This window comes from Arthrobacter sp. ES3-54 (assembly GCF_029504395.1).
Classification (GTDB): Bacteria; Actinomycetota; Actinomycetes; order Actinomycetales; family Micrococcaceae; genus Arthrobacter.
On the sequence record NZ_JAQFIF010000011.1, the window covers coordinates 87,357 to 98,710 of the forward strand.

At 68.4% G+C, this 11,354-nt stretch carries 11 protein-coding genes and 2 riboswitches; of the genes, 5 read left to right on the top strand and 6 right to left on the bottom strand.

Translation table 11 applies throughout. The annotated features are described in order from the left end of the window. Positions 1 to 518: 518 nt before the first annotated feature. Positions 519 to 1,499: an ATP-grasp domain-containing protein gene (locus tag M2428_RS17150; protein WP_277527168.1), complete on the bottom strand. Its 981-nt coding sequence runs from the start codon at positions 1,497 to 1,499 to the stop codon at positions 519 to 521. Between the two features lie 342 nt (positions 1,500 to 1,841). Continuing rightward, positions 1,842 to 1,957: riboswitch (SAM riboswitch) on the top strand. A gap of 120 nt (positions 1,958 to 2,077) precedes the next feature. Here M2428_RS17150 and M2428_RS17155 point away from each other — a divergent pair. From M2428_RS17155 to M2428_RS17165, 3 genes are read left to right on the top strand one after another with little or no spacing between them, the layout of a single operon-like run. Next, on the top strand, positions 2,078 to 2,326 hold the full coding sequence (locus M2428_RS17155; protein WP_277527213.1) for a DUF1737 domain-containing protein: 249 nt from the start codon (positions 2,078 to 2,080) through the stop codon (positions 2,324 to 2,326). Beyond that, the gene (locus M2428_RS17160) at positions 2,323 to 2,733 is read left to right on the top strand and encodes a rhodanese-like domain-containing protein (protein WP_277527169.1); all 411 of its coding nucleotides are present in this window, start codon (positions 2,323 to 2,325) and stop codon (positions 2,731 to 2,733) included. Before M2428_RS17155 ends, M2428_RS17160 begins: the two co-directional genes overlap by 4 nt. Continuing rightward, a complete protein-coding gene (locus M2428_RS17165; protein ID WP_277527170.1) occupies positions 2,734 to 3,942 on the top strand; it encodes an O-succinylhomoserine sulfhydrylase in 1,209 nt (402 codons plus the stop codon). Between the two features lie 16 nt (positions 3,943 to 3,958). Here the strand turns inward: M2428_RS17165 and M2428_RS17170 are convergent, their stop codons facing one another. The 5 genes from M2428_RS17170 to M2428_RS17190 all read right to left on the bottom strand — a co-directional run bounded on the left by M2428_RS17170 (position 3,959) and on the right by M2428_RS17190 (position 10,092). After that, positions 3,959 to 5,143: a glutamate--cysteine ligase gene (locus M2428_RS17170; RefSeq protein ID WP_277527171.1), complete on the bottom strand. Its 1,185-nt coding sequence runs from the start codon at positions 5,141 to 5,143 to the stop codon at positions 3,959 to 3,961. Between the two features lie 109 nt (positions 5,144 to 5,252). Next, complete coding sequence (locus tag M2428_RS17175; RefSeq protein WP_277527172.1) at positions 5,253 to 6,776, bottom strand: UDP-N-acetylglucosamine 1-carboxyvinyltransferase; 1,524 nt, start codon at positions 6,774 to 6,776, stop codon at positions 5,253 to 5,255. A 150-nt stretch (positions 6,777 to 6,926) separates the two neighbouring features. Beyond that, positions 6,927 to 7,730 (bottom strand): energy-coupling factor transporter transmembrane component T, encoded by an 804-nt coding sequence (locus M2428_RS17180; protein ID WP_277527173.1) that lies wholly within the window; start codon positions 7,728 to 7,730, stop codon positions 6,927 to 6,929. Beyond that, on the bottom strand, positions 7,727 to 9,400 hold the full coding sequence (locus tag M2428_RS17185) for an ATP-binding cassette domain-containing protein (protein ID WP_277527174.1): 1,674 nt from the start codon (positions 9,398 to 9,400) through the stop codon (positions 7,727 to 7,729). The genes M2428_RS17180 and M2428_RS17185 overlap by 4 nt, the downstream gene beginning before the upstream one ends. Positions 9,401 to 9,444: 44 nt before the next feature. Beyond that, positions 9,445 to 10,092, bottom strand: coding sequence for an ECF transporter S component (locus tag M2428_RS17190; protein WP_277527175.1), 648 nt, complete (start codon positions 10,090 to 10,092; stop codon positions 9,445 to 9,447). 66 nt (positions 10,093 to 10,158) lie between these two features. Further along, positions 10,159 to 10,302: riboswitch (TPP riboswitch) on the bottom strand. 187 nt (positions 10,303 to 10,489) lie between these two features. Here M2428_RS17190 and M2428_RS17195 point away from each other — a divergent pair. Both M2428_RS17195 and M2428_RS17200 read left to right on the top strand, forming a co-directional pair. Next, complete coding sequence (locus M2428_RS17195; protein WP_277527176.1) at positions 10,490 to 11,035, top strand: heme-degrading domain-containing protein; 546 nt, start codon at positions 10,490 to 10,492, stop codon at positions 11,033 to 11,035. A gap of 39 nt (positions 11,036 to 11,074) precedes the next feature. Further along, the gene (locus M2428_RS17200) at positions 11,075 to 11,338 is read left to right on the top strand and encodes a DUF4235 domain-containing protein (RefSeq protein WP_277527177.1); all 264 of its coding nucleotides are present in this window, start codon (positions 11,075 to 11,077) and stop codon (positions 11,336 to 11,338) included. Positions 11,339 to 11,354 lie beyond the last annotated feature (16 nt).

Sequence of the window (11,354 nt, forward strand, 5' to 3'; positions counted from 1 at the left end):
GGGCCCCGGCATAGACGTGAACCGCACAGCGGGGCGCGCGGGCCTTCGCCGTTCTGTTTTTAGGGCACATGGTTGACGGGCCGGCTCCCGGAGAAGCTGACCCCTTAACAGCCGACGGCGCGGGATCCTGCTTGGCCCAAAGCTGTCCGGAACCGCGGCAGTGGCCCCGCGCCACATGCCGTACAACTGCCGTAGGCATCGGCAGAATTCAGGGAATCGCCCTATCGCAATGAACGGCAGTCCAATGGATCAGGCAACCCTTGTTGGCTACGCATTCGGCTATGTTGTTACCCTCGTCGCCGTTTTCATATTGTGTTTGCCCCTCATTTTCGGATTAGTGCTGCTCATGCTCCTGGCAGGTGCCGTGCGGCTGATCCTCCTCCTGGCGACTGCCCTGACCGGTGGGCTGATCCGGTTATTCAGGAGCCCGGCTGGCAGCCCGCGCAGGCCCCGACATGGATCCCATCTCATCACGCACTGACCGGACCGTGGCGAACAATTCCATCAACGCTGGCGCCTCACCCCAGGGCGTCCGCGGGAATTGCCGGGCACCGCCGGAACGAGGCGGGGTTGAACGCCGGGAGCATGAAGGTTGCCAGCACGGCGTCGAGCATTTCCGGGGCCCACGTGCTGTTCTCCCCGAGGGTCGCGCAGACGCCCAGCACCACAGGGTTTCCGTCCGCGCGGCGGCGGATCTGGACCTGGACTGGCCCGGTCAGCCCGAGCGTGCGGACGGCGGCCAGGCCCAGCTTCCGTACGTCCCCGGCCTCGCTGGCCGGTACCCTGCGGCTGACCTCGTCGCTGCCGGCGCGTCCATACGGAGTCCTGGTCTTCTCCAGGACCACCGCAACTGGCGCCATCGCGTTGCGCGCCGGGGTGCCGAACACCAGGCAGACGTAGTCGGCGCCCGGGATAAACTCCTGGACAAGCTGCCCCGTGGGCATGTTCTTCCAGGTGACGGATGCGGTTCCGGCCAGCACGTGGACCCCACGGGAGCCTTCGAAGACCCGCGGCTTGACCACCACGGGGCCGCTGAGGCCGGCGAGGGATGCCGGCGCAGCGGCGAGGTCGCCCGGAACGCCGAACCGGGGCACCGGAATGCCGGCTGCCTCCAACGCCCACGTGGTAAACAGGTGGTCGTTGGCGAGCGCCACCGCGGCAGGGTCGCCCACGATGATCCGCACGTCCTGGGCGAATCCGGCACGGGCCGCGGCCAGGACCGGGAGTTCCACGGTGAGGGTCGGAATGATGACGTTGATGGCTTCGCGGTCCACCAGCCGGCGCAGGTCCAGGATCATGTCCGGGTCCGTCGGCGGCAAAAGCCTGACCGCGGCTGCGGCGGGAACAGTCTCCGCCTGACGGGTGTCGGCGCGGGCGTCGGCGCGGGTGTCGGCGCGGGCGTCGGAGCCGAGATACGGGAGGCCGCGGGCTTCGAGTTGGGCCGCGACCGTACGGCCGGCGGCGCTTGCTATCCCGGTAACCAGTATGCGCGGGCCCACAATTGCTCCATTCCGCCGTCACTGGCCGGGCCGCGGCTGCGGCGCCGACGGTTCCGGCCACCGATCCACAGACTTGTTGACGGACAGACGACTCGTTTACGGACTGCTTGATTGACGGACTGCTCGAATCAGCCGCAACTCCGGCTGACATGCAGGACCATTCCCCTAGTAGACGGCGAATCGTCCGCGCACGCACGAGTGGGCAATACCCGAAGTTGGAGCCCGCTACTACTTGCTTGAGGTGCGCGCATACGATCCACCAGCCCGTCGGGCGTAGCCCGGTTACGGAACATGACGACGGCGGCCGTGCGGGTCGGCGTCGTTGGTGTTACGTTTTTGGGGAGTAATGAGAACCGGTGCCAAGCCCTGACTGGCCGGTCGGCAACCCTCCCTTTTCGCGGCGGGGTGCCTCAGGTGAATACTCGGCATATCGACCATTCGAGCTGCAAGCGTGAAAGAGGAGATCCGTCGTGCCCGACACGTCAACACCCGCGGTACCCGAAATACTCAGTACCTCAGCCGCCCCCGGCACAGCCCCCAGTGCAGCCCCCAGCACAGCCCCCGCCGGCGAGGAAAGACTGGCCTACCGCCTGTTCACCGGTGCGGATGACCGCGCCTTTTGTGAGCGCGTGTCGGCCGCCCTGGCCGAGGGCTATGTCCTGCATGGAAGCCCCGCCGCCAGCTTCAACGGCAGCACCGTGATCGTGGCGCAGGCGCTGGTCCTGCCGGCTGCCATTGCGAGCGCGGACGCCGCCGTGGCAAATGCGGTTGATGAGCTCGACGCCGACGAGTTTGACGCTGTTGGAGCATTCGAGGGCCACGCATGAGCTACGCAGGAGACCTCAGCCCCACTGAGGCGTGGGCCAAGCTTGAGGCGGGAGCCATTCTGGTGGATGTCCGGACCGAGGGCGAATGGGCCCACATCGGCATCCCGGACACGAAAGCGACGGAAAACGATCCGCTCTTCATCCAGTGGAACCTCGCCGGCGGCGCGCCGAATCCGCACTTCGTGGAACAGCTAAAGCGGCAGGCACCGGAGGAAACCGCCGTCGAGCTGGTGTTCCTTTGCCGGTCCGGTGCCCGGTCGGCCGCCGCCGCGACGGCCGCGACGGCCGCCGGCTACACCTCGTACAACGTTCTTGAGGGCTTCGAAGGCGACACCGACCGCTTTGGCGAACGCACTGTCAACGGCTGGAAGAACCGCGGCCTGCCCACCAACCTCGGAAAGATCTAAGTGACCTTCAATCCCGACGCCGCCGGCTGGGCCGCCGACACCCAGGCCGTCCGCGGTGGCCTGGACCGCACCGGCTTCCAGGAAACCACCGAGCCGATCTTCCTCAACTCAGGGTTCGTCTACGAGTCCGCGGCCGCCGCCGAGCGCGCTTTCACCGGGGAGGACGAGCGCTTCGTCTACTCCCGCTACGGCAACCCGTCCGTCGCGACGTTCCAGGAGCGGCTCCGGCTGCTCGAGGGAACCGAGGCATGTTTCGCGACGGCGTCCGGCATGTCCGCCGTCTTCACCGCCCTCGGCGCGCTGTTGGCTGCCGGCGACCGCGTGGTCGCAGCCCGCTCACTGTTCGGCTCGTGCTTCGTGATCCTCAACGAGATCCTGCCGCGCTGGGGTGTCGATACGGTCTTCGTGGACGGACCGGACCTGGAGCAGTGGCAGGCTGCGCTGTCCGAGCCGACCACGGCGGTGTTCTTCGAGTCGCCATCGAACCCCATGCAGGAAATCGTGGACATCGCCGCCGTGAGCAAACTGGCGCATGCGGCCGGCGCCACGGTGGTGGTCGACAACGTCTTCGCCACCCCGCTGCTGCAGCGCTGCGGAGACCTCGGCGCGGACGTGGTGGTCTACTCCGGCACCAAGCACATCGACGGCCAGGGCAGGGTCCTGGGCGGGGCCATCCTGGGCACCAAGGAATTCATTGACGGGCCCGTCAAGCAGCTCATGCGGCACACCGGTCCGGCGCTGTCGGCCTTCAATGCCTGGGTGCTCACCAAGGGCCTGGAGACCATGGCCCTGCGCGTCAACCATTCCTCGGCCTCCGCCCTGCGGCTGGCTGAATGGCTCGAGGGACAGCCTGCGGTCGGCGCGGTGTTGTACCCGCTGCTGCCGTCGCACCCGCAGTACTCCCTCGCCGTGAAGCAGATGAAGGCCGGCGGGACCGTGCTCACGCTGGAGCTTTCGCCTTCGCCGGGACGCACTGCGAAGCAGGCCGCCTTCGCGCTGCTGGACGCGCTGCGGATCATCGACATCTCCAACAACCTTGGCGACGCCAAGACGCTCATTACGCACCCGGCCACCACCACGCACCGCGCGATGGGCCCGGAAGGCCGTGCGGCGATCGGGCTCAGCGACGGCGTGGTCCGGCTCTCGGTGGGCCTGGAGGACGTCGAGGACTTGATCCGCGACCTCGGCCAAGCGCTCAAGCAGGTCTAGCCAGCGGCGTGCCAGCTCAGCCCCGGCGCAGCCGGTCCAGGGGCACGTTCCCGCCGAGCGGTTCCCCGGCGGCGGCCCCTTGAGTTGTCAGTTCGACGGCCCGTTCGACGACGGCGGGCAGCCCGCCCGCCCGGAACGGCCCGCGCTGCAACTGGGAACCGGTGCCCTCAGCCACGATCCGTTCGACGCCCTCGCGCACCAGGTCCAGCTCGCCCTGCTCCTCCAGCACCGGGGCCAGGAAGTCCACGAGTGCCCTGACCACGTCCGCGGCCGGGGCAGGGGTGAAGGTTCCGAAGTCCAGGAGCTCCGCGCGCAGTCCGCAGTTGCTGGCCTGCCAAGCGGCCATCCGCAATAGCAGCGTGGGCACCGGGGCGGGTTCGACGCCGTCGTTCCATTCCCGCGACGCCGACTCCACGAGGGCCCGCACCAGCACGGCAATCAGGGCAGCATCCTCGGCCCGCAGGCAGACGTCGGCGACGCGGACTTCCACAGTGGGGTGCTGCCGGGCCAGCCGTGCATCGAAATAGACCATCCCCTCGTCCATCAGGACGCCGCTTTCCACCAGCCGCTTCACTGTCCGCCGGTAGACGGGCAAGCTGCCGAAAATCATCGTGGGACCCGACCCCGGCCAGCGGTTCCACGCCTGGGTGCGGTAGCTTTCGAATCCGGTCTCAGCCCCGTTCCAGTATGGGGAATTCGCACTGAGTGCTATCAGCACGGCAAGCTTGTCGCGCATCCGGTCCATCACAGCCACGCCCTCCTCCGGGGACTCCACAAAGGTGTGGACGTGGAGGCCGCAGGTCAGTTGATTCCGGACTGTGAGCCCGAAGCGTTGCTGCATGGTCATGTAGCGCGGATTCGGCGTCAGGTGTGTGGCGGAGCCTTGGGGTGACGTTGCCAGGGCTGCGACGCGGCCGCCGTGAGCGCGGGCGGCGGTGTCCGCCAGAACCCGGGCTTGCCTGAGCTGGCGGAGCAGTTCCGTGTACTCCAGGCAAGGCCGCGTCTGGGTTTCGATCTGTTCGAGCTTGAGCTCGTAGCTGAAGTCGGCGCCCTCGTGGACCGGTTTTTGTGTCCCGCGGACCCCGGTGGCAGGTTGCTTCGGCGGAACCAGGCTGGGCAGCATCAGGTCGGCGAGGGCAAGCAGCATCCCCGATTCGGGGTCCACTATGAGCAGTTCTTCCTCCGCGCCGAAGGTTCGCATGTTTCTATTGTGCGTCACGATCGGCCGAAACGTGCCACACCGGCGGGGGGTCACGCGGGGCCCGTGGCACCGCTTGGGGCGGCGCGATCCGACCCCGCGCTGCCGAGGATCAGTCTTGGAAATACTCGATCTTCGCGCCGATGGTATTGAGCCGTTCGGCCAGATCCTCATAGCCGCGCTCAATGACATAAATGTTGCGCAGCTCCGAGACGCCGCGGGCGGCCAGCATGGCCAGCAGCAGGCAGGCGGCGGGGCGGAGGGCCGGCGGGCAGCCCACCTCGGCGGCACGCCACTTGGTGGGCCCATTGACATAAATCCGGTGGGGATCGAGCAGCTGGACCTGGGCGCCCAGTTTGTTCAGTTCCGTCAGGTAGATGGCCCGGTTCTCGTAGACCCAGTCATGGATCATGGTCTGGCCGTGGGCGTTGGCGGCGATCACCGCGAAGAAGGGCAGGTTGTCGATGTTCAGGCCGGGGAAAGGCATGGGGTGGATTTTGTCTTCCGGCGCCCGCAGTTCCGAGGGCTTGGTGGTGACGTCCACCAGGCGGGTGCGGCCGTTGCGGGCAAAGTATTCCCCGGAGACCTCGAGCCGCTGGCCCATCTGCTCGAGGGTGGCGAGTTCGATTTCCATGAACTCGATCGGGACGCGGCGGATGGTGACTTCCGAGTTCGTCACGATGCCGGCGGTGATGAGGCTCATCGCCTCGATCGGGTCCTCGGACGGGAAGTATTCGACGTCGGCGTCGATCGACGGGCGGCCGGTGATCTCCAGCGTGGTGGTGCCAACCCCCGCGATTTCCACACCGAGCATCTGCAGGTAGAAGCAGAGATCCTGCACCATGTAGTTGGGGCTGGCGTTGCGGATGATGGTGGTGCCGCGGCGGTGGGCTGCGGCCATGATGGCGTTCTCGGTGACGGTGTCGCCGCGTTCGCTCAGCACGAACGAGCGGTCATGGGCGTCCGACGGCGGCGCCTGCACCGCGTAGAACCCGGACTTCGCTTCCACGCTCAGGCCAAACTGGCGCAGTGCCTGCATGTGTGGCTGCACGGTGCGGGTGCCGAGGTCGCAGCCGCCGGCGTATGGCAGCCGGTAGATGTCGGCCTCGTCCAGGAGCGGGCCCAGGAGCATGATGACGCTGCGGGTCCGGCGGGCCGCCTCCACATCCATGGATGCCAGGTCCAGGACCGCGGGGCGGCGGATCTGGAGGTCGTTCGCGTTGAGCCAGGTGCATTCGACGCCGATGCTGGTCAGCACCTCCACGATCCGGTTGACTTCCTCAATCCGGGCCAGCCGGCGGAGGGTGGTGGTGCCGCGGTTGATGAGGCTGGCGCACAACAGCGCGACGCCGGCATTCTTGCTGCTGTTGACGTCCACCGCACCGGCGAGCGTGCGGCCGCCCTCGACCCGGAGGTGGGTCATCTGGGGCCGGCCCACCTTGACGATGCTGTGCCCGACGATCGCCTCTAGGCGCTGGATCATCTTCAGGCTCAGGTTCTGCTTGCCCTGTTCCATCCGGGCGATGGCGCTCTGGCTGGTGCCGAGCTCGGCGGCGAGTTGTCCCTGGGTCCAGCCTTTCGCCCCGCGGGCTTCGCGGAGCAGGAGGCCTACATGTTCAGCAGTCGGTTGAGTCATGTCCCGAAAATATCACGGATGATTTATTAACCCAGGGCATTCCGGCCGGAATGCCGTTAATCTCACAGGGATACCCGCATCATGCGATAACGGGCGGACTGCGGTGTGCTGCGGCGCTTGAATCAGTGGCGCCGGCGGTGGCGGCGCCGGCTACTGGTGCGTGAGGAAGACGAGGTTCCAAGTGCCCGCACCGAGGGCCGCGGCGGCGGCTGCTGCCGCGATGCCGAGCCCGCCCAACAGCACCCAGGCGTCGAGTCCGCTGAAAGTAGACGGCCTGGCCCAGGTCCGCGCGGCGCCGCCGAAGCCGCGGGCCTCCATGGTCACCGCGAGCCGTGAGGCGCTCCGGATCGCCTGCACCAGCAGGCCGAAACTTTGGCCCAAAGTGGCGCGGAACCGCTGATAGGGGTTGCCGCTCGAACCCACCCCGCGGGCCCGCCGGGCCATACCGATCGTCTGCCATTGCTCGGCCATGATCCCGACCAGCCGCATGGCGGCCAAGGTGCCCAGGACGAACCGGTGCGGCAGTTTTGCATTCTGGGCCAGGGCGTCGGCCAGGTCCGTGGGGTCGGTGCAGCTCATTAGCAGCACCGCAGGGAGCGCAATGGCAAGCCCGCGGAGCATGAAGCCGATCCCCAGCTGCAGGGAGCCGGCGCTGATGGACCAGATCCCGGCGTCGACCAGCACGGAACCGGCGTCGGGCGCCAGGATGGCGGTGCTCCAGCCGCCCAGTGCCGCCGCGAGGATCAGCGGCCAGCCCCGCTGCCACAGCAGTGCCAGGGTCAGGCCAGCCAGCGGCAGGAGCAGCAGTTCGAATGCCAGCGCCACCGACGCCGAGACCCAGTCAATGGACAGCGCCAGGACCAGCGTGATCAGGGTGACCGCCGTGAACTTGGCGAGCGGGTTGGCGCGGGTCAGCAGCGCATGGTTGCCGCGCAGGCTCAGTGCGTCCCTCACGGCGAGGCCCCTTCCGGCAGCTCAAGTTCCGGGCCGGGAGCAGCGGCGGCGGTTTCCCGTGGCCGGAGGCGGAGTTCGGTGCCGCCGAGGACGGCGCTGAATTCGGCGTCGTGCGTCACGGAGACGACGGCGGTGCCGGCGTCGAGGAGCTCGGACAGGAACGAGGCGAGTTCGGCCCACGTGTTGGCATCCTGGCCGAAGGTGGGCTCGTCCAGGACCAGCACCTGAGGGTGCGCCGCCAGCACCGTGGCTACCGAAAGGCGGCGCTTCTCGCCGCCGGAGAGCGTGTAGGGGTTGGCGTCCACCAGCTCCGTCAGCCGCAGCCGCTCCAGCAGCTCGTCAACGCGGTCTTCGCCGTAGCCGAGGTGGCGGGGGCCGAACATGAGTTCGTCCAGGACCCTGCCGGTGACGAACTGGTGCTCGGGTTCCTGGAACACGGTGCCTATCCTGGCGATCAGCTGCTGGGCCTTCCACCGGTACGGATCGGTTCCGGCGCCGCCGCCTATGTGACCAGGGGAGTGACCAGCGGAGCGGCCCCTGGCGTGACCACTGGCGCCGCCGCTGAGCGCCGGCGCGGCCGAGACCGTCCCCGCGACGGGCCGCAGGAGACCGGCCAGCGTCAGCGCCAGGGTGGACTTCCCCGCACCGTTCGGTCCGGTGATGGTCAGAGCCTCGCCGGTGCGGACCTGGACCGAAACCCCGGCCTGGACCGGGCGCGGCGCGATCGTGCGGAAGCCGTCGCGCAGCCCGGCACGCCGCGGCCGCTCGCGGGACACCGCGAGCCCCTCGGCCGCGAGCAGGAGCTGCCCTGCGTCCCGCGCCGGCCGCCGCGTCCGAGTCGCCGGGACGTAGCCCGGCACCCACACGCCCGCACCGATGAGCATGTCCCGCGCCTCGGCCAGGACCCGGTCCGGCGGCCCGTCAATGAGTACGGCGGAGTTCAATCCCGCGGAGTCCGTGGCGGACCCGGGCTGCAGCACCACAATCCTGTCCACCAGGTCTTTCCAGACCCCCACCCGGTGCTCCACGACCACCAGGGTGGCGCCGGTCTTGTCCAGGCAGCGGCCCACGGCATCGCGGACCTCCAGGACGCCGGCGGGGTCGAGATTGGCTGTCGGCTCGTCGAGGAGCAGCAGCCCCGGCCGCATCGCGAGGATCCCGGCGAGCGCCAGCCGCTGCTTTTGTCCGCCGGAGAGGGCCGAGGTCGGGTGGTCCAGCGGCAGCCGGCCCAGCCCGACGTCGTCGAGCGCCTCGCGCACCCGCGGCCAGATCTCTGCCGCCGGGACAGCGAGGTTCTCCGCCCCGAAGGCGACGTCGTCGCCGAGGCGGGAAAGCACCACCTGGGTTTCCGGGTCCTGCTGCACAAGCCCGGCGCGGCCGCGCTGCGCCCGTGGCGGGGCGCCGTCGATCAGCAGGCTTCCGGTCTCGTCGGCGTCCTCGGCGTCGCCCGCTGCCCCCGAGGCGCCGGCCGCGCCGTCGCCCAGCACGCCGGCCAGGGCGTGGAGCAGCGTGGATTTTCCGGCGCCGGAGGGCCCCAGCAGAAGCACGCGCTCCCCCGGCTGGATGTCCAGGTCAAGGCCGCTGACCGCGGGCCGGGGCCGTCCGGCATGCCGCCAGCCCCAGCCGCGGGCCGTGACGGCGGCCGGCCGGACGCCTGGTGAAGATCTCATGGGTTCTCTGCGGGATTCAGGATGAGTGTGTTCGGGAGAAGGGATCAGGAGAACACGGGCTCCGTGGCGGCCTTGCGGGAGGCAAAGGAACCCAGCACTCCGGTCTTGGCCAGGCCGCGGGTGGCGAGCCAGGCCAGTCCTCCGGCAATCACTGCGCCGGAGATTGTGGTGAAGACGATGTAGGCGAGCTTGTCACCGGCAGCGTAGGCGATGTTCCAGCCCCACGGCAGGAAGGAATCGTTCAGGCCGCAGAAGAGGCCCGCGCCGGCTCCGGCCAGCAGCGAGACCGGCAGGTTGAACTTCTTGTAGAGGAAGGCAGCGAAGACCAGTTCCGCGCCGAGGCCCTGCAGGACACCGGAGATCAGCACCGTGGTGCCGTACTGCGAACCCATGATGAGCTCGCCCGTGGCCGCGACCGTTTCGCAAAAAAGCGCTGCGCCCGGCTTGCGGATGATGAGCATGCCCAGCACCGCCGGGATCATCCAGCCGCCGGCGTAGAGTCCGCTGAGCGGCGGGTAGAGCGCGTTGACCGGAACCGAAATCAGGTTCGCGCCCTGGGACCAGGCCCAGAAAATGACGCCGCCGGCAACGGCGATCAACGCGGCCACCACAATGTCCACCACACGCCAGCTGTAGTTGCGCCGAGCGGATGAACGGCTGGCGGAACCATGCTGCGCTGAAATATCTGTCATGTCGTCCTCCTGAGGAACAGGAGGGGAGGGTGCTCCGGCCGGCCTCGGCTTCCGCCGCCCTCCGCGCACCCTGAGAACTCGACTCCCTTGCGCCGGTACTAACCGGATCAGGTTCGAGGGTCTGCGGCTGTCCGCACTCTCAGCGCCCACCAAAGGTTTCCCCGGATTTTTCCGGCGATGCCCGACGGCGGCGCTCCCCTGTCGTAAATTATTTCGCCCTTGTGGGCTGGCTCAGTTTACACCCGGACGGCCGGGTTTTCAGTGGTGTGCCGTCACAATCGGGGTCCGGGCAGGGACGGCCACCGCGGCCGGGAAAAGCGGCTTGGTAGAGTCGACGTGTCGGACACCCGGACCCGCCAGCGGGCGGCCGCGTCACCTACGGGAAAGCTGGATTATTTTGACGCAGACACCAGCCACACAAGATCCCTCCGGGGAATACGAACCGGACTCGAGCGAGCCGCAGCCGCCGGGGTCACTGGCGGCGCTCATCGGCCGCGTGCTGGCCGAGATGGACGCGCTCCAGTTCGCGTCGTTCAGCAAGGACGACGCCCTGGACCTCGGCCTCCTCCTGGTCGAGCTGGGCAGGCAACGCTCGCTGCCCATCGCCGTCGACATCACCAAAGGCGAGCAGGTGCTCTTCCACGCCGCACTGGACGGCGCCACGCCGGACAACGAGCGCTGGATCAATGCCAAGAAGCGCACCGCGCTGCGGTACGAGGTCCCGTCCCTGCTGGTGGGCCTCCGGGCCCGGGCTGCCGGCGGAAGGATCGAGGACAACGCCTGGTGGGATCAGACGGAGTTCGCCGCCCACGGCGGGGCGTTCCCGATATACGTGCGCGGCACGGGCGCCGTCGCCGTCGTCACCGTGTCCGGCCTGCCCCAGAAGGCGGACCACGACCTGGTGGTCGAGGCCCTGCGGATGGTCCTGACACCGGAACGCTAGGCTAGGGGAAATCCGTTCCCGTCCCAAGGAGACCGAAGAATGAACATCCTCATCAAGCTGCTCGGCACCGGCATCAGCCTTGTGGCCGGCTTTGCCGGCACCAAGCTGGTGGACGCCATCTGGGAGAAGTCCACGGGCAACAAGCCGCCCAAGGGCGACGACGACGACGTCCCCACCACGCTGCGCTCGGCCCTGACGTTCGCCCTGATCTCCGCATCGGTCAGCGCCATCATCCAGGTGCTCGCCAACCGCGGCACCCAGCGCGCGATCACCCGCTTCGCCAAGTCCCAGGAAATCGTCTGACCGGACTCGGCTAGCC

Coding starts and splice junctions, on each gene's coding strand:
- M2428_RS17160 (WP_277527169.1), top strand. CDS start 2,323: ATGAGCTACGCAGGAGACCTCAGCCCCACTGAGGCGTGGGCCAAGCTT.
- M2428_RS17185 (WP_277527174.1), bottom strand. CDS start 9,400: ATGAGATCTTCACCAGGCGTCCGGCCGGCCGCCGTCACGGCCCGCGGC.
- M2428_RS17200 (WP_277527177.1), top strand. CDS start 11,075: ATGAACATCCTCATCAAGCTGCTCGGCACCGGCATCAGCCTTGTGGCC.
- M2428_RS17190 (WP_277527175.1), bottom strand. CDS start 10,092: ATGACAGATATTTCAGCGCAGCATGGTTCCGCCAGCCGTTCATCCGCT.
- M2428_RS17170 (WP_277527171.1), bottom strand. CDS start 5,143: ATGCGAACCTTCGGCGCGGAGGAAGAACTGCTCATAGTGGACCCCGAA.
- M2428_RS17175 (WP_277527172.1), bottom strand. CDS start 6,776: ATGACTCAACCGACTGCTGAACATGTAGGCCTCCTGCTCCGCGAAGCC.